The sequence below is a fragment of the Pseudomonas sp. 1L-E-NC-VB-C3 genome, assembly GCF_057291535.1.
In genome coordinates this window covers 199,708-220,530 of sequence record NZ_JBXAWD010000004.1, presented here as the reverse complement: position 1 = coordinate 220,530, position 20,823 = coordinate 199,708, and the positions used below count along the sequence as shown (strand labels likewise).

The window sequence follows — 20,823 nt, the reverse complement described above, 5'->3', positions numbered from 1 at the left end:
GCGATATGGGCTTGTTTAGTTTGTACATCATTTGGCCTGTGGCGCCCCGCGCGTCCGCAAGGATCGAAGTCATCGTTAAGGAAAAAGACAATGGATTATCCAATCAGTGTGCCAAGCGCAGGCTTGGTCAATGGCATGTTTGTTGATGAGGACGCGCTCGCGGGCACACCCGGCTCGTTGATTCCCGCGAGATGGGGCAACGGCGTGACGCAGGAAATTCTCGGCGTTGTGCGGGCTGCTGGAATGACACCGACCGAGACTTCAAATACACAAATGCTCGACGCGCTACGTAGCTCGCAGCTCTTCAAAACCCCGGCGCAATTCGATTTCAGCCGTTCAGTGGCTACGGCCGAGTTCGTGCAGCGTGCACTGGGCAATCACGCAGGGTCTCGTGACATCGCAGCCACGGCGCAACTTTCTCTTGCGGATGTGGGATGGGCGATCGGCCTGGGCGGAAACTCGGCCTATACCGTGTCTTTGCCAGACATCAAGTCAGTTCCCAATGGCGCAACGTTCACGCTGCATTGCCGTAGCAACGCCCCGGTCACTATTGCCTGTACAGGCATTGCGAAAATAAGCCCGCAAGGAGCTGAACTGACCTCGATTGTCATGAACAGTGGTGAGAGCGCCACCGTCGTCAGGGAAAACGGAGTCTGGGCAGTCCACGGCACCGCGAGTCTCAAATATGCCGCACTGTTTTCAGGGTTGACGGCTAACCCCGGGTATCAGAAGCACGCCAGTGGAAACATAGATCAATGGGGGACCGGCATTACGGATGCCAACGGTGAAATGTGGGTCAATTTCCCGGTTTCCTTCCCGAATGGTTTTTTCTCATGTGTCGCCAACCATGCCGGTGGCGAAGCGGCCATCGTGATTGTTGTCGGAGGCACCGCCACCAAGCAAGGCGTTCGCTTGAAAGTGCGCAACGCGGTCAACCAGCCTGGCGCTGGCTGGACCGTGTTTTATTTTGCCAAGGGTTATTGAATGAATACTACCAACGTGCTTTTCAGCGCCGGTACGCGAGGCGTGTATGTACCGGGTATCAATTCGTCGGACATTCCTGACGATGTCATCGAAATTCCCCAAGCCTATTGGATCTCGCTGCTGCAGCAACTGTCGGTCACCGCGAAAGTTATTGGCGTGCATGCTGAAAGCGGTTATCCGGTCCTGGTCGATCCACCGCCTCCTTCGGCAGAGGCGGCCGCAGGCTTCGAGCGCACCTGGCGCAACGCCCAGCTTGCCGCCACTGACGGCCTGGTCGCACGCGACCGTGATGAACTGGAGGACGGCGGCGGCACAACATTGACCACTGAACAATATGCCGAACTGCAAACTTATCGACGGGCGTTGCGCGAGTGGCCGCAAGGCTCATTCTTCCCGTCCAGCGCGCATAGGCCGGTGGCACCGAGCTGGCTGCCTGCTGCGCTTTAAATCATTAGGGACGTGATATGGATTATCCGAAAAGCATTCCGGGCTCAGGTCTGGAAAACGGCAGGTTTGTCGACGAAGACCCGATTGCAGGGACGCCGGGGTCACTGATCCCGGCGAGTTGGGGGAACAGTGTTACCGAGGAAATACTCAATGCAATCACGGCTGCTGGCCTGACACCTGATGAAAATCAGACCCATCAATTGGCTCAAGCCATTCGAGAGTTGTCCAGACCTGATCCGCTGCAAGCGTTTCCGGTGCAGGTCTATCGCAAGAATCTGTTGATCAATGGCGATTTCAGAATCTGGCAGCGTGGTGCGAGCAATCAGGCGCCAAATGTCGGCGGGTACGTGGCTGATCGTTTCCGTTGTGACTGGAACGGAAACGCCGGAGTGAGCATCACGCGGCAAAATTTTGCGCTCGGGCAAGGCGAGGTCTCTGATGAACCGGCCTGTTTCCTGCGCTGGCAGCAAACGTCCGCAGGGGCGGGAACTACCGTTCACAAAATCTCCCAGAATATAGAGTCGGTCAGAACGCTCGCCGGAAAAACGGCAACGCTGACGTTTTGGGCTCGATCCGATGCCGTGCGGCCTTTGCAAATAACGATTGCGCAGCAATTCGGAGTAGGTGGATCGGCAGCCGTTGGGAAACTGATTGATACGTTTCAACTGAACACAGTGTGGACGCGCTACACCGCAACGTTTCAGGTGCCCGCCATTGCGGGGAAAATGCAAGGCAGCGGCGACTGTCTGACATTGGCGTTCGATCTGCCTCTCAACGTTCTGCAAACGGTCGATCTGACACAGATCCAATTGGAGGAGGGGCCTGTGTCCACTCCCTTTGAGCTTCGTCCCTTAGCGCAGGAGCTGGCGTTATGTCAGCGCTATTACGAAAAGTCATTTGCTTCCGGGTTGCCGGTCAAAGCCAATAATGGCACCAATACGTGTATCTCGACGTTTACTCAGGTCCCGGCAGGAAATATCGGCCAATACGGGATGACGATCGGCTTTCTGGTTCAGAAAAGGGTTCAACCGACTGTCACTGCCTATAGCCCGGCAGACAGCAGTAATCAGGTCTGGAATCAAACGATCAGCAAAGCTTGCACCGGCACGCTACTTCAAGGCGTAACGGATCGTAGTATTTCTTTTGCCACTGTCACGCCAGTCGGCAGCGCACCGGGGCAGACTTTACAACTGGAATGGACAGCGGACGCTGAAATCTAGGAGCGACACTCATGGCTTATCAACTAAGCGCTTGCGGCGTGTTGCGCCTGGCTGACTGTGCATTTATTCCACAGGACTCCAACAATCGCGACTGGCTAGAGTTCCAGCAGTGGCAGCTCTCGGGCGGGCAGGTGCTACCGGCGGATGGGGTACTCGCTGAAACTGGTGCAACCGGCACCCTGAAAACTCTGGCAAATAAATGGCTGGCAAGCATCAGCCGCCAGCCGTGATTCAATCGGGGCAACATCCAGGGAGGATCAAGCATCATGCAATTAACTGAAAAACACCTTATCGACATCATGCCCAACGCCCGCTCCCAAGCGGGCGTTTTTGTTTCGCCACTCAACACCGCGATGGCCAGGCAGCGCATCGATACGCCAAAACGTATCGCGGCTTTTCTGGCACAGGTCGGTCACGAGTCGGGCCAATTGCGTTACGTGCGCGAACTGGGCAACAACCAGTACCTGAGCAAATACGACACCGGCACGCTGGCGCTGCGTCTGGGCAATACTCCGGAAGCCGACGGCGACGGGCAAAAGTATCGCGGGCGTGGACTGATTCAGATCACCGGCCGGGCAAATTATCGTCAGTGCAGTCTCGGCTTGTTTGGCGATGAGCGTCTTTTGTCGTTGCCCGAATTGCTCGAGCAACCGCAATGGGCGGCCGAATCGGCGGCGTGGTTCTGGGGGCAGAAGGGCTTGAATGAACTGGCCGACGCGGACCAGTTCAACACCATCACCCGCCGGATCAACGGCGGGTTGAACGGCTTGCAGGATCGCCTCGAGATTTGGGCGCGGGCGAGGGCGGTGCTATGTCCGGCTCCTGGCGCGTGATGGGTCTGTTGCTGCTGGTGACCGGGGCGTTTGCAGCGGCATGGCAGTTTCAGGACTGGCGCTACGGGCGGCAATTGGCCGAGCAGGCGCGGTTAAACGCCGAAACCCTCAATCAACTGACGCAGACCGCCGCCACCGCGCAACAGGCCGAGCAGGATAGACGCCTGGCACTGGAGCAGCGGCTCGCGGCCAGTGAGCAAACCCATTATCGAGCGCTGAGCGATGCCCAACGTGATCAGGATCGCTTGCGCGATCGCCTTGCTACTGCCGATGTGCGGCTGTCAGTCCTTCTCGACGCCGGCGACGTTGCCCACGGCTGTGCGATGCCAGCCGCCGCCGGCACCGGCGGCGTGGATCCTGCAACCGTACGCGCCCGACTTGACCCGGCGCATGCTCAACGAATTATCGCCATCACCGACACCGGCGACCGTGGATTGATTGCGTTGCAGGCCTGTCAGGCCTATGTCAGAGCGCTGGCGCCCGAACATCTTGAATGATTCTGTGTATTGAAAGCGCGTCCGGCTCGTGTACGGTGGAGGCATTCCACACGATCCGGAGCTCGCCGTGAAAGAGACCACCCAACTGGCCGCAGAACTGGGCCGACGTCTGCAAGTGCTCAATGCTCATGTCACTACCGCCGAGTCCTGTACCGGTGGCGGTATCGCCGAAGCGATTACGCGGATTCCGGGCAGTTCGGCCTGGTTTGAAGCGGGGTACGTGACGTATTCCAATCGGCAGAAAACCCGGCAGCTGGATGTGCCGGCTGATTTGTTCGAAACGGTAGGGGCGGTCAGTCGCGAGGTGGTCGAGGCCATGGTGCGTGGTGCGCAGCATCACAGCCTGGCGCATTTTGCCGTGGCGGTCAGCGGTGTCGCCGGCCCCGACGGTGGCACGCCGAACAAACCGGTGGGCACAGTGTGGCTGGCATGGGGTGTGGGCGACGAGGTTTACAGTGAGGTTCAGCACTTCCCCGGCGGCCGTGATGAAGTCCGCCGACAAACGGTGAAGGCCGCGCTAGAGGGGCTTGTGCGACTAGCGGCACGAGAAATCGAAAATCAGGGGTAGGCGATCTTCGAACGCTGTGGAATAATACTGGCTACTTATACAGGTGTTGGCCGTCAGGCCTTATTGATTACGTGAGGACTTTAATGGACGACAACAAGAAGAAAGCCTTGGCTGCGGCCCTGGGTCAGATCGAACGTCAATTCGGCAAGGGTGCCGTAATGCGTATGGGCGATCAGGACCGTCAGGCGATCCCGGCCATCTCTACTGGCTCTCTGGGTCTGGACATTGCACTCGGCATCGGCGGTCTGCCAAAAGGCCGTATTGTTGAAATCTACGGTCCTGAATCCTCCGGTAAAACCACACTGACCTTGTCCGTGATCGCCCAGGCGCAAAAAGCCGGCGCGACCTGCGCATTCGTCGACGCCGAGCACGCCCTCGATCCAGAGTACGCCGGCAAGCTGGGCGTCAACGTTGACGACCTGCTGGTTTCCCAGCCGGACACCGGCGAACAGGCCCTCGAAATCACCGACATGCTGGTGCGCTCCAACGCCGTTGACGTGATCATCGTCGACTCCGTGGCCGCACTGGTACCGAAGGCTGAAATCGAAGGTGAAATGGGCGACATGCACGTCGGCCTGCAAGCACGTCTGATGTCTCAGGCGCTGCGTAAAATCACCGGTAACATCAAGAACGCCAACTGCCTGGTCATTTTCATCAACCAGATCCGTATGAAAATCGGCGTGATGTTCGGCAGCCCGGAAACCACCACCGGTGGTAACGCGTTGAAGTTCTACGCTTCGGTTCGTCTCGACATCCGCCGTACCGGTGCGGTGAAGGAAGGCGACGAAGTGGTCGGCAGCGAAACCCGCGTCAAGGTTGTGAAGAACAAGGTGGCTTCGCCGTTCCGTCAGGCCGAGTTCCAGATTCTTTACGGCAAAGGCATCTACCTCAACGGCGAGATGATCGACCTGGGTGTGCTGCACGGTTTCGTCGAGAAGTCCGGCGCCTGGTACGCCTACGAAGGCACCAAGATCGGTCAGGGCAAGGCCAACTCGGCCAAATTCCTGGCGGATAACCCGGAAATCGCCGCGAAGCTCGAGAAGCAGCTGCGTGACAAGCTGCTGTCGCCAGCGGTGATCGCGGATTCCAAGGCCTCGGCGGTCAAAGAGACCGAAGACGACCTGGCCGACGCTGATCTCTGATACCAGCGATGACCACGGCCGTACTGGATACTCTCGTCGCGGTGCGGCGAACCGCCATGGACCTGCTCGCACGTCGCGAGCATGGTCGAGTCGAGTTGACGCGTAAACTGCGTCAGCGCGGCGCCGAGGCGGAGCTGATCGAAACAGCCCTCGACCGTTTAACGGAAGAGGGCCTGCTTTCCGAAGCCCGTTACCTTGAAAGTTTTGTCTCCTACCGCGCCCGTTCCGGCTATGGCCCTCTGCGAATTCGCGAGGAGCTCAGCCAGCGGGGTTTGCAACGTACCGATATCGAAATCGCCCTGCGCGAAAGTGGTATCAATTGGCAGGCGCAGCTTCAGGATACGTGGCAACGCAAGTTCTCCGGACATTTACCGATTGATGCGAAAGAACGGGCCAGGCAAGGCCGGTTTCTGGCGTATCGGGGGTTCTCGATGGAGATGATCAACCGCTTGTTCAGCGGTCGAGGGATGGACGATTAGACCGATTCAACAAAAAAGGCCCGCTATTTTTTAAAAAAATAGCGGGCCTTTTTTTTGCCTTCAAATCACGTTGAAAGGCTCGAGTGAGCGTTGTGCAGTGGGCGGTTTTGAATCGGCCCAGTTTTCCGGCAGATTGATAAAGTCCACCAACTCCCTCAGACGACCATGGGTACGGCCATTGAAGGCAAAGGCCAGCCGTGCCAGATGGCTGAACTGCGCATCGTCGTGTTCTTCGCCGCTGTAGGCATGTTGGTGGAACTGGTCGCTCAGGCACAGATCAGCAAATTCCTCCTGCATCTGCGCCAGCGCCTGATCGCTGAGCTTGTGGTTCATGCGAATCACAAATTGCCGCTTGAGCCAGCGGCTGGAGTGGAAGTTGCTGTAGAACTGATTGATCTCTTCCACCGCTTCTTCAACGCTGTAGACCAGTCGCATCAGCTTCATATCGGTCGGCAGGATGTAGCGGTTTTCTTCCAGCTGATTGCGGATGAAGTCCAGCGCGCCTTGCCAGAACGTCCCGCCCGGAACATCCAGCAACACCACCGGCACCAATGGGCTTTTGCCGGTCTGAATCAGCGTCAGCACTTCCAGCGCTTCATCAAGGGTGCCAAACCCGCCCGGGCACAGCACCAGCGCGTCAGCCTCTTTGACGAAGAACAGTTTTCGGGTGAAGAAAAAGTGGAAGGGCAACAGATTGTCGGTGCCGTCGACGGTGGGATTGGCATGTTGCTCGAAGGGCAGGGTGATATTGAAACCCAGGCTGTGGTCACGTCCGGCTCCTTCGTGGGCGGCGGCCATGATGCCGCCGCCGGCGCCGGTGATGACCATCATCTCTGCGCGTGTCAGTGCTGCGCCGAGTTCGCGGGCCATTGCATACAGCGGATGCTCCACTGGCGTACGTGCCGAGCCGAACACGGTAACTTTGCGCCGGCCCTTGAATTGCTCGAGTACACGAAATGCTTGCTCCAGTTCACGCAGGGCTTGCAGGGTGATCTTGGCGTTCCAGCGGTTGTGGTCTTCCTGAGCCATGCGCAGCACGGTCAGGATCATGTCACGGTAGATGGGGATGTTCGGGCTGTTGGTGGAAATATGACTGAGTTGGGCTTCGACCTGGCTGATGAGGTCGCCGCTTTCCTGAAAATGACGGCTCAAGAGGTCGTTCGGTTGATAAGGCATTCAACGTCTCCTTCTGTACAGGGCGGGTAGCCCGGACAACCAGCGTCCGGGTCGCACTGCAAAAACACGCAGGGCCGGCAGTTCCATTTCTGCCGTTAACGAATGATCGGGAATACTCTCAATCTAGACCCTCGCACGCATTCGCGCTGACTTGAACAGTGCGCTGTAACGTTTTGTCTGGCAACCGCTTACTGATTTGCGCCAAAGCCCCGCCGCTCGTCTGAACGTATCGCAAAGGGCCATCACTCTGATTTACTCAAATACAGACGTCGCAAGACAACCTTGCGTTTGCGCAAGGCAAAGCAATTCAAGGATTCGTGGGTGGCAAGGAGGCGGGATGCATGGTCAGAGTGGTTCTGGAGATCGATACGCAGTTGTATCGAATGTTGCAGGAGTCGGCCGAGACGCATCAATTGAGTCTCGAAGAAGAGTGCTGCCGACGATTGGCCGGCGGCGAGCGTCGCTCGCGCTATCTGCAGGCGCTAGTGGCGGAATTGCGCGCCGAGGATGAGCAGCGGCGCGCCAAGGCTTCGCGCTGATTACTTCTTCTTCGCTGGCGCGGCTTTCGGGCAATCGGATTCCTGGTAACTGGCCGAGCCGATCGCTTTGTTGGTTTTCACTTCGGTGAAGTCGTAACGCATGATCGCGCCCTTGGCCATCAGCTTGCGGTACGACGGGTTGTTGCACACCGACGCGCCCAACTGGAAATACACAGCCTTGGGATCGGCGCGCATCTTGTCGGCGTGGCTCTTTTGCACGCTCAGATGGTTGATCAGCTGCGTGCCTTCGACGGTGTAGCCTTGATCAAGAATGTCTTCATTGATCGCCCGTGGCGTGCCGACGCTGCTTTGGGCGGCGACGTTGCGCAGCTCTCGGTTCAGATTCTGCTCACTCAGGGACGCAGCCTGAGCGGTAAAGGACGACGCCAGCAGAATGGCAGCGGTGGGAACGATAAGGCGCAGCATGAAACTCTCCTGATTCGGTGACTGGTGGTTCGACCCGTCACGGGGCGGTGCGTTCAGTGGCGGCGAATTATAGGGGAGCCGGTCTGGACGGTACAGGCTTGTGGCCGACGCTCTGGTAAACTGCCGGCCTTTATTGCCCTGCCGAGTGTCGTTCGTGTCGAGTTTCCCTGTCTGCCGGTGTTGCCTGCGATGAACCATGCCCCCAACGCCGTGGCCCGCCTGCGCGATCAGCGCGAAGACGAAGGCATCAAGCCGATTCAGGCGCGCGGCTTTCGCTCCGAGCGTTGCCGCGATTGCCGAGTGATCATCAGTCATTGCCTGTGCGCGTGGCGGCCAAGCGTCGACACCCGCTCCGGCGTGTGCCTGATCATGACCGGCAAGGAAGTGTTCAAGCCAAGCAACACCGGTTGGCTGATTGCCGATGTGGTGCGCGACAACCATGCGTTCATCTGGTCACGCACCGAGCCCGACCCGCAGATGCTTGCACTGCTCAACGATCCGCAATGGCAGCCGTACCTGGTGTTTCCGGGTGAGTATGTCGAACCGTCGCGGGTGACCAACACGGTGACAGTCGATAGCAGCAAGCGCCCGCTGTTCATTTTGCTCGATGCGACCTGGACCGAGGCGCGCAAGATCTTTCGCAAGAGTCCGTATTTCGACCGCTTGCCAATCCTCAGCCTGCTGCCCGACAAACTCTCGCGCTATCGCTTGCGCCGTTCGACCCGCAGCGAGCACCTGTGCACCGCTGAAGTTGCGGCGTTGTGCCTGGAGCTGGCCGGTGACAGCGATGCCGCTTCGGCGCTGGACGCCTATTTCGATGTGTTCAGCCAGCATTACCTCGGTGCCAAGCAGCAACTGGACATGAATGAATCAACGCCCGCCCATGCCGAGCTGCTGCCCTATATACGAAAGCCGCAGCCGGAGTTGGCCCGATAGTGGCCCATACTGTCGACAGCGCTGGCCATCTTGCTTGACCACCCCGGCTGCGCTGGGCATGCTTGGCGCCGATTAGGGTGCGGCCAAGGTTTGAGACGCCGTGTTTGCTGTTGATTGGCGTCGAACGTGCCCCTGTGGATATCGCTTCCAAGCGTTGTCTCGAGTTGCTTTGGCCAGACCGGAATCTACCGCGTCTGCCATCAAAAACAGGATCATTTGAAAAATGGCCACATACGACATCCTGATTGCCGATGATCACCCCCTGTTTCGCAGCGCCCTGCACCAAGCGGTCACGCTGGGCCTTGGCCCGGACGTGCGACTGGTGGAGGTGGCGAGCATTGCCGAACTGGAAGCTCGCCTGACTGAAAAGGCTGACTGGGATCTGGTTCTGCTGGACCTGAACATGCCCGGCGCCTATGGTTTTTCCGGGCTGGTGCTGCTGCGCGGGCAGTATCCGCAGATTCCGGTGGTGATGGTCTCTGCTCAGGAAGAAGCTTCGGTGATGGTCAAATCCCGCGAGTTCGGCGCCAGTGGCTTCATTCCCAAATCCAGCGATCTGAGCGTGATTCAGGAAGCGGTGCGCAAGGTGCTCGATGGCGACGTGTTCTGGCCGCCGCAAGCGTTTGAAGCAGTCAGCGTGTCGGATGAGGCGAAAGCTGCCAGTGATGGCCTCGCCAGCCTGACGCCGCAACAGTTCCGGGTGCTGACCATGGTCTGCGAAGGTCTGCTGAACAAGCAGATCGCTTATGAGCTGAGCGTGTCGGAAGCGACCATCAAGGCCCACGTCACGGCGATCTTTCGCAAATTGAACGTGCGCACTCGCACACAAGCGGCTTTACTGCTGCAACAACTTGAGTCAATTCCGAGCCAGTGATGGCTGGCGGTTTCACGCTTTTTTGACTTTCGTTGATCTAGCTTCCCCACACCTTTTTGGCTGGTTTCTTTCTTATGTCACCTTTCAAGGGCCAGACCGGCCTGAAACGCATCCTCAACGCGTCCGGCTATTCGCTCGATGGCCTGCGCGCTGCCTTCACCGGCGAAGCGGCGTTCCGCCAATTGGTGCTGCTCAACGTGGTGCTGATTCCGCTGACATTTTTCCTCAATGTCAGCCGTGTCGAGCAGGCAGTGTTGATTGCCGTGTGTTTGCTGGCGCTGATTGTCGAGTTGCTGAATTCGGCGGTGGAAGCGGCCATTGACCGCATCTCGCTGGAATTGCACCCGCTGTCGAAAAACGCCAAGGACATGGGCAGTGCCGCGCAATTTGTCGCACTGAGCATGATCGCTTTGGTGTGGGCAGTGATTCTGCTTTAAGCAATCGTCGGCAAAACGATCTCGTCGCTGCGCTGCACCCCGGCGGTGAATGCTCGGCACAGCTCGAGAAACTCGCGCATCGCTGAAGTCTGGTACTTCTGTTTGTGCCAGATGAAATAGAACTGCCGCGCCAGGTCCAGATCCGGCGTCTCCACCGGCACCAGACTGCCGCGCCGGAAGGCATCGCGCAGCGCCAGCCGCGAAATGCAGCCAATCCCCAAGCCAGATTCCACTGCACGTTTGATCGCTTCGGTGTGTTCCAGCTCGAGACGAATATTCAGCGCGCTGCGATGGTGACGCATGGCCTGGTCGAAGGTCAGCCGCGTGCCGGAACCCTGTTCCCGCAGAATCCATGCCTCATGGGTCAGCTCTTCCATTGTCGCACTGCCGCGTTTGGCCAACGGATGCTGCGGCGCGCAAAACACCACCAGCTCATCCTCGACCCAACTCTGCACTTCGATGTCCGGGTGGCTGCAATCGCCTTCGATTAGACCCAGATCAATTTCGTAGTGGGCGACCTGCTGCACGATATTGGCAGTGTTCTGCACGTGCAGCTTGACCTGACTTTCCGGGTGGCGCTGCATGAAGCTGCCGATCAGCAGGGTGGCCAGATAGTTGCCAATGGTCAGCGTCGCCCCCACTGATAACGAGCCGAAACCGGATTTGCCATTAAGCAGGTCTTCGATTTCCTTGGCCTGGTCGAGCAGGGCCACCGCTTGCGGCAACAGTTGTTTGCCGAGGGCGTTGAGGCTCAGGCGTTTGCCGGCGCGGTCGAACAGCTGGCAGCTGGACTGGCGCTCGAGCTCGGTGATCGAAGTGCTGGCCGCCGATTGCGAGAGGTTGAGCAGACCCGCAGCACGGGATACGCTTTCCTGCTGGGCGACGGCGACGAAGACTTGCAGTTGACGGAGAGTAAATCGCATATCGATATAACCGATAACCCTTATCTTAATAATCCAGTTAACAGATATTGTCGTCGCTATTAGAATGCGATGCAATTGCGCACGTTAAGCCTCATTGAGCCGCGCAGACCAATCTCCAGGAGTCAAACGTACATGAGCAACATGAACCACGAGCGTGTCCTCAGTGTTCATCACTGGAACGACACTCTGTTCAGCTTCAAGTGCACCCGCGATCCGGGTCTGCGCTTCGAGAACGGTCAGTTCGTGATGATCGGCCTGCAACAGCCCAACGGCCGCCCGCTCATGCGCGCTTACTCGATCGCCAGCCCGAACTGGGAAGAGCATCTCGAGTTCTTCAGCATCAAGGTGCAGGACGGTCCGCTGACCTCCCAGCTGCAGCACTTGAAGGAAGGCGACGAGATCATCATCTCGAAGAAGCCTACCGGCACGCTGGTTCTTGATGACCTGAACCCGGGCAAGCACCTGTACCTGCTGAGCACCGGCACCGGTCTGGCGCCTTTCATGAGCGTGATTCAGGACCCGGAAACCTACGAGCGCTTTGAGAAAGTGATCCTGGTTCACGGTGTGCGTTACGTCAACGAAGTCGCCTACCGCGAATTTATCACCGAGCATTTGCCACAGAACGAATTCTTCGGCGAGGCGCTGCGTGACAAGCTGATCTACTACCCGACCGTGACCCGCGAGCCGTTCGAGAATCAAGGCCGCCTGACTGACCTGATGCGCAGCGGCAAGCTGTTCAGCGACATCGGCCTGCCACCGATCAACCCGCAGGACGACCGCGCGATGATCTGCGGCAGCCCGAGCATGCTCGACGAGACCAGCGAAGTGCTCGACAGCTTCGGCCTGAAGATCTCGGCGCGGATGCGCGAGCCGGGTGATTACCTGATCGAGCGTGCATTCGTCGAGAAGTAAGCGCCACAAAAAGCCCCCATTGCCTTGGCAGGCAATGGGGGCTTTTTTATGCCCGAAGCATTTCCTTCATGCCTGCCACGATCCAAGGAGCTGCCGAAGGCTGCGATCTTTTGATCTTGCTTTTTAAAATCAAGATCAAAAGATCGCAGCCTTCGGCAGCTCCTACACTGGGCGCGGTTTCAGGCTGTGGCCGGGATGACTTCCAGCACGCGGATCTGTTCGGGCGTCGGGTAATGCCAGCGCACGTCCAGATCCCAGAACTGCGCACCATATTCACGTTCCGCTGCCGGTGTCTGATACGCCGGGCGCGGATCCTGAGCCAGGCACTGTTCAATCAGCTCAACCAATGGCTCTTCAAGCCGCTGAGCGTGGGTGTGCGCTTGTTTCAAGGCTGACTCCGCCCACTGGACGTCGATCAACTGCGGCGCCGCGCTGGCGATGTCATTGGTTGCCCCGGGGATGATGTCGGCGTACGGCACGTACGGTTTGATATCCAGCACCGGCGTGCCGTCGAGCAGATCGATCCCGGAGATAAACAGCCGATTACCTTCGACCCTGTCCAGCTTCACCACCGACTGGCCAATGCCGTTCGGCCGGTGCGTGGCGCGGGTGGCGAACACGCCCATCGACTTGTTGCCGCCCAGGCGTGGCGGGCGCACTTTCAGTCGCGGTTTGTCTTCCAGGGCCTGATGGAACAGAAACAACAGCCACACATGGCTGACCTGCTCCAGCCCCTGCACGGCGTCACCCTGGTCGAACGGCGCGACCAGTTCCAGCACGCCACGGGCGGCCGGGGCCAGTTGTGGCTGGCGGGGGATGGCGAACTTCTCCTTGAAGCAGGAGCGCACGAAGCCGATGGGGGAGACGCTGTAAGTCATGGTCTGGGATCGAAGCGGGTAGGGCGGGCATGATAACCCGGCTCGCTTCAAGTCTGGTGGTGACAGGGCGGACGCCATCGCTGGCAAGCCAGCTCCCACAGGTTTTTGAGTGAACCTGGATTGTTCAAACACCCAAGAACCCTGTGGGAGCTGGCTTGCCAGCGATAGTCACACCGCCGATGTCAGAGGCTGAACCCACCATCAAGAGGAATGATGTTCCCGGTCATATAAGCCCCCGCCGTACTCGCCAGGCTGATCGCCAGCGCCGCCATCTCTTCCTCACGCCCCCAGCGCTTCATCGGAATCAGCGCAGTATCCTCAGCCAATGCCTGTTCATCATTACCAATATGGTGGGTCATCTTGCTCGGAAAGCGACCCGGCGCAATCACGTTGACGTTGATGTGCTGGCTCACCAGTTCCCGCGCCAGAATGCGCGATAACTGATGCAGTGCCGCTTTGCTCGGCCCATAGGCATACGCCTGCTCGCCAAACGAAGAAATCCCCGCCACAGAACCGATATTGATGATCCGCGCCGGATTCGCCGCCGAGCCAGCCCTGCGCAGCAACGGCAGAAACTGCTGGATGCAACTGAACACCGACGTCACGTTGAGCTGCATGACCTTTTCCCAGCCCTTGACCGGATAACTCTCCAGCGGCGCGCCCCACGTGGTGCCGGCGTTGTTCACCAGAATGTCCAGATGAGTGATCTGCTCACCCAGGCGCGTGGCCAGTTCCCGCACGCCTTCTTCGGTCGCCAGATTCGCCGCCACGCCGTGGCAACTGCCCAGCGCGCCAAGTTCTTCGGCGGTTTGCTGGCAGGCTTCGACGTCGCGCGAGCACACGTAGACATGGGCGCCGGCCTCGACGAACGCCTTGGCGATCATCTTGCCGATACCACGAGTACCGCCAGTCACCAGAGCGGTGCGGCCTTGCAGGGAGAAGTAGGGATGCATGGCGAGTCCTGAAGATTAGGGATCGATACACCCTAGTCGTCAGCCGCGAAAAGCGGAGCCACTATTTTTGCAGGGAATGAGGGGCCATGCGGCCAGCTTCGAGTTGCAAGCCACAAGCGGCAAGTTAAAGCAGGGGCTAACTTGCAGCTTGCAGCTTGCAGCTGCTTTACGCTCTCACGCGCAGCGTGAGCCCTTTGAGGAAGTTACGCAGCAACTGGTCGCCACAAGGACGGTAGTTGGTGTGGCCGACCTTGCGGAACAGCGCGCTCAGTTCGGGTTTGGATACCGGAAACTCGGCGGCTTTGAGGATCGCGTGCATGTCGTCTTCTTTCAGTTCGAAGGCCACGCGCAGTTTTTTCAGGATGATGTTGTTGGTCACCGGCACTTCGATCGGCTGTGGCGGACGGCTTTCGTCCTTGCCGCGCTTGAAGATCACCAGGCCGTCGAGGAAGTGCGCGATGACTTCGTCCGGGCAGCGTACGAAGCCTTCTTCGTCTTCTTCTTTCTTGTCGAGCCAGGTGATGACATCGGCGAGCGTGACGTCCATGCCGCCCAGTTTGATGATCTCGACAACCTTCTTGTCGCTGATGTCGAGCATGTAGCGCACGCTGCGCAGTACGTCGTTATGAACCATGTCGGTATTCCTGATGCGTTGTGGGCAGCGCTCGTAAGCACTGCCGAAATGTGTGGCGGCAGTGGAAGTTCTAGAACTTCTCTTTGCCGGACAGGTAGCGCCACTGACCGAGCGGGACCTTGCCGATCGAGACGCCGCCGATGCGGATGCGGCGGATGCCGATGACCTTCAGGCCGACCGCTTCGCAGAACTGCGCGATGATCCCCGGCTGCGGATTTTTCATGGCGAAGCGCAGACGGTTTTCGTTCTGCCAACTGGCCTTGACCGGCGGCAGCTCCTTGCCCTTGTGCGTCAGGCCATGTTGCAGGCGGTTGAGGCCGTGGGCAGCCATCTCACCTTCGACTTCGACGATGTATTCCTGCTCGATCTTCGCCGCGTCGGCGGTGAGTTTGCGCAGGATTTTCCAGTCCTGGGTGAACACCAGCAGGCCGCTGGCCTTGGGCTGCAGGTCGGCGCTGGCGGTCAGGCGCAGGAAATGCCCGCGCAACGGACGCTTGCCGTAGCGATGCTCTTCGCTGAGGGTTTCGGCGCTGAGCGATTGCATGGCGCTGTCGACATCCATGCCGGCGGGCGCGTTAAGCAGGATGGTCACCGGCTCCGGCGCGGTGGCCTTGGCGTCCTTGTCGAGCTCGACCTTTTGCTCGCCGACCTTGAATTGCGGCTCATCGATGACTTCGCCGTCCACGGTGACCCAGCCGCCCTCGATGAACAGCTCGGCCTCCCGGCGGGAGCAACCGACCAGTTCGATGAGGCGTTTGGAGAGGCGGATCGGGTCAGTCATGACGGGGCCGTAACAAAAAAGGGGTGGGCATTGTACCTGTGTGGAAGCGGTTAAGCCCGGTTCCATTTGCAGGCGCTGTATTCAATGTGGGAGCGAGCCTGCTCGCGAAGGCGTTCTGCCAGTCAATGTTTGCAGTGACTGGTACACCGCATTCGCGAGCAGGCTCGCTCCCACATGGGTTTCATAGTGTGTCAGCCGTTGCCTGAGCGCTGTTGGGACTGCCGCAAGCGCATATGCAGCAGCGGATACGGCTGGCCCATGCCATCGACGTCGGAGCGGCCGATCACCTCGAAGCCCTGTTTCTCGTAAAAACCCAAGGCTTGCGGATTTTGTTCGTTGACGTCGAGTTCATCGGCGTTGAGCCGTTCGATCGCATAGCGCAGCAACTGCTTGCCCAGTCCCTGACCACGATGGTCGGGATCGATGAACAGCATTTCAATCTTGCCCGCCGCGACACCGGCAAACCCGGTGATGCGCTGCTGGCGGTCCTTGGTGCAGATCAGCATTACCGCGTCGAGATAGCGGGTGAGCACCAGATTGCGCAGCAGCTCGATATAGCTGTCCGGCAGGAACCGATGAGTTGCACGGACCGAGGCCTCCCAGACCCGGGTCAGTTCTTCGTAATCGCTGATTTTCGGTGTGTGGATGACCGAATGCTGACGCATGTGCGTGTGCCTCTTGTGCGGTTCAAGGGAGTCCGTCCCCCGCTAAACGATAGCCGCAAAAAAGCCCCGTATCTCGGAAAAGAGCGGGGCTTTTTGGATTTGTTGCGGTGTCTGGCTGGCTATTTCTGTCGCCAGCAAGATCTCTCCCCCTCACCCCAACCCTCTCCCCCAGAGGGGGCGAGGGGGAAGGGAGCTGATCTTCGTGCTGTTCAAAGCCTGAGTTCGACTCGATATTTCAAGTCGCCGTCATTCTGAAGAGCACCTCGATCAGTCCCTTCTCCCCCAGAGGGGGCGAGGGGGAAGGGAGCTGAACTTCGTGCTTTTCAAACCTGAGTTCGACCGGATAGCTCAGGTCGATGTACCTAGAAAGAACAACACGGTCAGCCCCCTCTCCCTCTGGGAGAGGGCTGGGGTGAGGGGCTTTTGATCTTCAGATCAGATCTGCTCAGCCCACAGATCATATTCGTCAGCGTCAGTCACCTTGCACCAGACCTTGTCACCCGGCTTCAAATTGCTGCCGTTATCAATAAACACGTTGCCATCGATTTCCGGGGCGTCGAAGAAGCAACGGCCGACCGCGCCTTGCTCGTCCACCTCATCCACCAGCACTTCAATCTCACGACCAATGCGCATTTGCAGACGTGCCGAGCTGATCGCCTGCTGGTGCGCCATGAAGCGTTCCCAACGGTCTTGCTTGACGTCGTCCGGGACCACTTCCAGATCCAGATCGTTGGCCGGTGCGCCATCCACCGGCGAGTACTGGAAGCAGCCGACGCGGTCGAGCTGGGCTTCGGTCAGCCAGTTGAGCAGGTACTGGAAGTCTTCTTCGGTTTCGCCCGGGAAGCCGACGATGAAGGTCGAACGGATGATCAGGTCCGGGCAGATTTCGCGCCAGTTCTTGATGCGCGCCAGGGTCTTGTCTTCGAACGCCGGACGTTTCATCGACTTCAGTACTTTCGGGCTGGCGTGCTGGAACGGGATATCCAGGTACGGCAGGATCTTGCCGGCGGCCATCAGCGGGATCAGCTCGTCGACGTGCGGGTACGGGTAAACGTAGTGCAGGCGGACCCAGACGCCCAGCGTGCTCAGTGCTTCGCAAAGCTCGGTCATGCGGGTTTTCACCGGCGCGCCGTTCCAGAAGCCGGTGCGGTATTTCACGTCGACGCCGTAGGCGCTGGTGTCTTGCGAGATCACCAGCAGCTCTTTGACGCCGGATTTGACCAGGCGCTGAGCCTCGTCGAGCACATCACCGACCGGACGGCTGACCAGTTTGCCGCGCATCGACGGGATGATGCAGAACGAGCAGCTGTGGTTGCAGCCTTCGGAAATCTTCAGGTACGCGTAGTGGCGCGGGGTCAGTTTGATGCCTTGCGGCGGCACCAGGTCGATCAGCGGGTTGTGATCCTGACGCGGCGGCACCACTTCGTGCACGGCGTTGACCACTTGCTCGTACTGCTGCGGGCCGGTCACGGCCAGCACGCTCGGGTGTACGTCGCGGATGTTGCCTTCTTCCACGCCCATGCAGCCGGTAACGATGACCTTGCCGTTTTCCTTGATCGCTTCGCCGATCACTTCCAGCGACTCGGCCTTGGCCGAATCGATGAAACCGCAGGTGTTGACCACCACGACGTCGGCGTCCTGATAGGTGGACACCACGTCATAGCCTTCCATGCGCAGCTGGGTCAGGATGCGCTCGGAGTCGACCAGTGCTTTCGGGCAACCCAGAGATACAAAGCCAACCTTTGGATTGGCCGGCGCAGGAGTGGTGGACATGTCTAACCTCGGTGTTTTGTGACGTCGCTTGCTTGGTGCGCAAGCCGACGGATGGGCGCTTAGGGCGCGCCTCTGATCAAAAAGTGCGCAATTCTAGCGGCGGGCAACGCACTTGACCAGCTTTATACGGGGAAATACGACGAGTGCTGCGCTATGCTTCGCGCCGTTGAGCTTTACCGATTTCGTGCAGTCAATCATTGGTCTGTAACAACAGGTAAAACAGCGCATGCTGCAACTCAAAGCATAGTGCTTCCATCAAAGAAGCCGGTATCGAGATCAGGAGTGTTGGATGGGTCAGGCAAGTAGTCATGCGGCGGGCGCCGAGGGTTCGGCAAGCAGACCGCTGAGCATGCTGGTCGCGGCGGTCGGGGTGGTTTATGGCGACATCGGCACGAGCCCGTTGTACACCCTCAAGGAAGTGTTTTCCGGCGGTTACGGCGTGCCGGTCAATCACGACGGTGTGCTGGGCATTCTGTCGTTGATCTTCTGGTCGCTGATCTGGGTTGTCTCGATCAAGTACATGATGTTCGTCCTGCGCGCCGACAACCAGGGCGAGGGCGGCATCATGGCCCTGACCGCACTGGCTCGGCGGGCAGCGGCGGGGCGCAAGCGCCTGCGCACGCTGTTGGTGGTGTGCGGGCTGATCGGCGCAGCGCTGTTCTATGGCGACAGCATGATCACCCCGGCCATTTCGGTGCTGTCGGCGATCGAAGGCCTTGGCCTGGCGTTTGACGGCATTGATCACTGGGTGGTGCCGCTGTCGCTGGTGGTGCTGGTCGCGCTGTTTCTGATCCAGCGCCACGGTACCGCGCGGATCGGTATTCTGTTCGGGCCGATCATGGTTACCTGGTTCCTCGTCCTCGGCGCGCTCGGTGTGTACGGCATCAGCCACACGCCGGAAGTGCTGCATGCGCTTAACCCGATGTGGGCGGTGAATTTTTTCGTCGTGCACCCAGGCATGGGCGTAGCGATCCTCGGCGCGGTAGTGCTGGCGCTGACCGGCGCGGAAGCGCTGTACGCCGACATGGGCCACTTCGGTCGCAAGCCGATCGCCCGCGCCTGGTTTCTGCTGGTGCTGCCGGCGCTGGTGCTCAACTACTTCGGCCAGGGCGCATTGCTGCTGGAAAACCCGGAAGCCGCGCGCAACCCGTTCTATCTGCTGGCGCCGAGCTGGGCGCTGATTCCGCTGGTCGGCCTGTCGACCCTGGCCACGGTGATCGCTTCGCAAGCGGTGATTTCCGGCGCGTTCTCCCTGACCCGTCAGGCGATCCAGCTCGGTTACATCCCGCGCATGTACATCCAGCACACCTCCAGCGACGAACAAGGCCAGATCTACATCGGCGCGGTGAACTGGGCGCTGATGGTCGGTGTGGTCTTGCTGGTGCTGGGCTTCGAATCCTCCGGTGCACTGGCCTCGGCCTACGGCGTCGCAGTGACCGGCACCATGCTGATGACTACCATTCTGGTGTCCGCCGTGATGTTGCTGCTGTGGAAATGGCCACCGATCCTTGCGGTGCCGGTGTTGATCGGCTTCCTGTTGGTGGATGGTCTGTATTTCGCTGCCAACGTACCGAAGATCGTCCAGGGCGGCGCTTTCCCGGTGATCGCCGGTATCGCCCTGTTCGTGCTGATGACCACCTGGAAGCGCGGCAAACAGCTGCTGGTCGAACGCCTCGACGAAGGCGCGCTGCCGCTGCCGATCTTCATCAGCAGCATCCGCGTGCAACCGCCGCATCGGGTGCAAGGCACCGCGGTGTTCCTCACCGCACGCTCCGACGCCGTACCGCACGCGTTGTTGCACAACCTGCTGCATAACCAGGTGTTGCATGAGCAAGTGGTGTTGCTGACCGTGGTCTACGAAGACATCCCGCGCGTACCGCCATCACGGCGTTTCGAGGTTGAAGCGCACGGTGAAGGCTTCTTCCGGGTGATCCTGCACTTCGGCTTCACCGACGAGCCCGACGTGCCGCAGGCGTTGAAGCTGTGTCATCTGGATGATCTTGATTTCAGCCCGATGCGCACGACCTACTTCCTCAGCCGTGAAACGGTGATTGCCTCGAAACTTGAGGGGATGGCGCGTTGGCGTGAGGCGTTGTTTGCGTTCATGTTGAAGAATGCCAATGGCAATTTGCGGTTCTTTAATCTGCCGTTGAACCGGGTGATTGAGTTGGGGACGCAGGTGGAGATGTAAGCCTGACCTCAACTGAAAAGCCCCCGTCAGCCTAGTGGCTGGCGGGGGCTTTTTTGTGCCTGTGCCCAATCCCTCAAACCACCGCTGATTCCCTGTGGGAGCGAGCCTGCTCGCGAAGGCGTAGTGTCAGTCGAAGCATGTGGTGGCTGAACCACCGCATTCGCGAGCAGGCTCGCTCCCACAGGGTATTGGGTTGAATCAAGAGGTGCGTTCAGACAGATCAGCTTCAGATTCAGTCTTCGTCCGCGCAGGTCGTGGGATCAGCGCTTGGATCACGTCATCAACCAAGGCTTTGCCCATCACGGTCAGGTAATGCGCAGCCCAGGCATGGCGGTCGGTGTCTTTGATGAAGGCAGCGTCCTCGGCGAAGGATTTGGCGAGGGATAGCAGGTCGGAGGATTGGGACAAGGCATCGATGATCGGGACGCCGGAGCGGACGTTGAAGAACGCTTGATCCGAGTTGTAGAGGAAAGGGGTGAAGCCGATTGTTGTAAGGTCTGAAGGCGTTGACGGAATTTCTTTGCTCATTGTTTTGCTCCCTAAAACGAGGAGCTG

25 protein-coding genes are annotated in these 20,823 nt (G+C 59.1%); 15 read left to right on the top strand and 10 right to left on the bottom strand.

Annotation, left to right across the window (positions count from 1 at the left end; all coding sequences use genetic code 11):
* The first annotated feature begins 90 nt into the window (after window positions 1–90).
* The 9 genes from AC0Z5Z_RS08830 (at window position 91) to recX (ending at window position 6,170) form a co-directional block, all read left to right on the top strand.
* A complete protein-coding gene (locus AC0Z5Z_RS08830; protein ID WP_095180514.1) occupies window positions 91–984 on the top strand; it encodes a gp53-like domain-containing protein in 894 nt (297 codons plus the stop codon).
* Complete coding sequence (locus AC0Z5Z_RS08825) at window positions 985–1,431, top strand: phage tail assembly chaperone (RefSeq protein ID WP_095180515.1); 447 nt, start codon at window positions 985–987, stop codon at window positions 1,429–1,431.
* Between the two features lie 17 nt (window positions 1,432–1,448).
* Window positions 1,449–2,651 carry a carbohydrate-binding protein CenC gene (locus AC0Z5Z_RS08820; protein ID WP_485610964.1) on the top strand — a complete coding sequence of 401 codons (1,203 nt, stop codon included), beginning with the start codon at window positions 1,449–1,451 and terminating at the stop codon, window positions 2,649–2,651.
* Window positions 2,652–2,662: 11 nt separating this feature from the next.
* Window positions 2,663–2,881, top strand: coding sequence for a hypothetical protein (locus tag AC0Z5Z_RS08815; protein ID WP_095180517.1), 219 nt, complete (start codon window positions 2,663–2,665; stop codon window positions 2,879–2,881).
* A 36-nt stretch (window positions 2,882–2,917) separates the two neighbouring features.
* Entirely contained in the window at window positions 2,918–3,484 is a 567-nt protein-coding gene (locus AC0Z5Z_RS08810) for a glycoside hydrolase family 19 protein (RefSeq protein WP_310214538.1), read from the top strand.
* Complete coding sequence (locus AC0Z5Z_RS08805; RefSeq protein ID WP_485610963.1) at window positions 3,463–3,981, top strand: lysis system spanin subunit; 519 nt, start codon at window positions 3,463–3,465, stop codon at window positions 3,979–3,981. Before AC0Z5Z_RS08810 ends, AC0Z5Z_RS08805 begins: the two co-directional genes overlap by 22 nt.
* Window positions 3,982–4,048: 67 nt before the next feature.
* A complete protein-coding gene (locus AC0Z5Z_RS08800; protein ID WP_252887403.1) occupies window positions 4,049–4,549 on the top strand; it encodes a CinA family protein in 501 nt (166 codons plus the stop codon).
* A gap of 83 nt (window positions 4,550–4,632) precedes the next feature.
* Window positions 4,633–5,691 (top strand): recombinase RecA, encoded by a 1,059-nt coding sequence (gene recA / locus AC0Z5Z_RS08795; RefSeq protein WP_024011876.1) that lies wholly within the window; start codon window positions 4,633–4,635, stop codon window positions 5,689–5,691.
* Between the two features lie 8 nt (window positions 5,692–5,699).
* On the top strand, window positions 5,700–6,170 hold the full coding sequence (recX, locus tag AC0Z5Z_RS08790; RefSeq protein ID WP_041478085.1) for a recombination regulator RecX: 471 nt from the start codon (window positions 5,700–5,702) through the stop codon (window positions 6,168–6,170).
* Window positions 6,171–6,230: 60 nt separating this feature from the next.
* On the opposite strand, the gene AC0Z5Z_RS08785 is transcribed toward recX, so the two are convergent.
* Window positions 6,231–7,346 (bottom strand): LOG family protein, encoded by a 1,116-nt coding sequence (locus AC0Z5Z_RS08785; protein ID WP_485610962.1) that lies wholly within the window; start codon window positions 7,344–7,346, stop codon window positions 6,231–6,233.
* Window positions 7,347–7,687: 341 nt separating this feature from the next.
* On the opposite strand from AC0Z5Z_RS08785, the gene AC0Z5Z_RS08780 reads away from it, so the two are divergent.
* On the top strand, window positions 7,688–7,885 hold the full coding sequence (locus AC0Z5Z_RS08780; RefSeq protein ID WP_016770569.1) for a hypothetical protein: 198 nt from the start codon (window positions 7,688–7,690) through the stop codon (window positions 7,883–7,885).
* Here the strand turns inward: AC0Z5Z_RS08780 and AC0Z5Z_RS08775 are convergent, their stop codons facing one another.
* Window positions 7,886–8,311, bottom strand: a complete 426-nt coding sequence (locus tag AC0Z5Z_RS08775) for a PA3611 family quorum-sensing-regulated virulence factor (RefSeq protein ID WP_007908738.1) — start codon at window positions 8,309–8,311, stop codon at window positions 7,886–7,888. It abuts the gene before it with no gap.
* A gap of 189 nt (window positions 8,312–8,500) precedes the next feature.
* Here AC0Z5Z_RS08775 and AC0Z5Z_RS08770 point away from each other — a divergent pair, with 189 nt between their 5' ends.
* From AC0Z5Z_RS08770 to AC0Z5Z_RS08760, 3 genes are all read left to right on the top strand, one after another.
* On the top strand, window positions 8,501–9,247 hold the full coding sequence (locus AC0Z5Z_RS08770; protein WP_024011879.1) for a tRNA-uridine aminocarboxypropyltransferase: 747 nt from the start codon (window positions 8,501–8,503) through the stop codon (window positions 9,245–9,247).
* Between the two features lie 223 nt (window positions 9,248–9,470).
* Entirely contained in the window at window positions 9,471–10,121 is a 651-nt protein-coding gene (gene erdR, locus AC0Z5Z_RS08765; RefSeq protein WP_016771412.1) for a response regulator transcription factor ErdR, read from the top strand.
* Window positions 10,122–10,195: 74 nt separating this feature from the next.
* A complete protein-coding gene (locus AC0Z5Z_RS08760; protein ID WP_042607041.1) occupies window positions 10,196–10,558 on the top strand; it encodes a diacylglycerol kinase in 363 nt (120 codons plus the stop codon).
* Here the strand turns inward: AC0Z5Z_RS08760 and AC0Z5Z_RS08755 are convergent.
* Window positions 10,555–11,481 (bottom strand): LysR family transcriptional regulator, encoded by a 927-nt coding sequence (locus AC0Z5Z_RS08755; RefSeq protein ID WP_024011881.1) that lies wholly within the window; start codon window positions 11,479–11,481, stop codon window positions 10,555–10,557. The two genes, AC0Z5Z_RS08760 and AC0Z5Z_RS08755, sit on opposite strands and share 4 nt — an antisense overlap.
* 132 nt (window positions 11,482–11,613) lie before the next feature.
* Between AC0Z5Z_RS08755 and fpr the strand changes: the two genes are divergently transcribed.
* Window positions 11,614–12,393, top strand: coding sequence for a ferredoxin-NADP reductase (gene fpr, locus AC0Z5Z_RS08750; protein WP_007908723.1), 780 nt, complete (start codon window positions 11,614–11,616; stop codon window positions 12,391–12,393).
* A gap of 179 nt (window positions 12,394–12,572) precedes the next feature.
* Here the strand turns inward: fpr and tsaA are convergent, their stop codons facing one another.
* The 6 genes from tsaA to rimO form a co-directional block, all read right to left on the bottom strand.
* The gene (tsaA, locus tag AC0Z5Z_RS08745; RefSeq protein ID WP_460060073.1) at window positions 12,573–13,271 is read right to left on the bottom strand and encodes a tRNA (N6-threonylcarbamoyladenosine(37)-N6)-methyltransferase TrmO; all 699 of its coding nucleotides are present in this window, start codon (window positions 13,269–13,271) and stop codon (window positions 12,573–12,575) included.
* A 182-nt stretch (window positions 13,272–13,453) separates the two neighbouring features.
* Window positions 13,454–14,224 carry an SDR family oxidoreductase gene (locus tag AC0Z5Z_RS08740; protein WP_460060075.1) on the bottom strand — a complete coding sequence of 257 codons (771 nt, stop codon included), beginning with the start codon at window positions 14,222–14,224 and terminating at the stop codon, window positions 13,454–13,456.
* Between the two features lie 166 nt (window positions 14,225–14,390).
* Window positions 14,391–14,858 carry a YehS family protein gene (locus AC0Z5Z_RS08735; RefSeq protein WP_016771408.1) on the bottom strand — a complete coding sequence of 156 codons (468 nt, stop codon included), beginning with the start codon at window positions 14,856–14,858 and terminating at the stop codon, window positions 14,391–14,393.
* Window positions 14,859–14,928: 70 nt separating this feature from the next.
* Window positions 14,929–15,639 carry an rRNA pseudouridine synthase gene (locus AC0Z5Z_RS08730; protein ID WP_039762586.1) on the bottom strand — a complete coding sequence of 237 codons (711 nt, stop codon included), beginning with the start codon at window positions 15,637–15,639 and terminating at the stop codon, window positions 14,929–14,931.
* A 191-nt stretch (window positions 15,640–15,830) separates the two neighbouring features.
* On the bottom strand, window positions 15,831–16,304 hold the full coding sequence (locus AC0Z5Z_RS08725) for a GNAT family N-acetyltransferase (RefSeq protein WP_485610961.1): 474 nt from the start codon (window positions 16,302–16,304) through the stop codon (window positions 15,831–15,833).
* Window positions 16,305–16,739: 435 nt separating this feature from the next.
* A complete protein-coding gene (gene rimO / locus AC0Z5Z_RS08720; protein ID WP_024011887.1) occupies window positions 16,740–18,077 on the bottom strand; it encodes a 30S ribosomal protein S12 methylthiotransferase RimO in 1,338 nt (445 codons plus the stop codon).
* A 349-nt stretch (window positions 18,078–18,426) separates the two neighbouring features.
* On the opposite strand from rimO, the gene AC0Z5Z_RS08715 reads away from it, so the two are divergent.
* A complete protein-coding gene (locus AC0Z5Z_RS08715; protein WP_370695135.1) occupies window positions 18,427–20,268 on the top strand; it encodes a potassium transporter Kup in 1,842 nt (613 codons plus the stop codon).
* A 198-nt stretch (window positions 20,269–20,466) separates the two neighbouring features.
* On the opposite strand, the gene AC0Z5Z_RS08710 is transcribed toward AC0Z5Z_RS08715, so the two are convergent.
* Window positions 20,467–20,796, bottom strand: coding sequence for a DUF3077 domain-containing protein (locus AC0Z5Z_RS08710; protein ID WP_056783324.1), 330 nt, complete (start codon window positions 20,794–20,796; stop codon window positions 20,467–20,469).
* Window positions 20,797–20,823 lie beyond the last annotated feature (27 nt).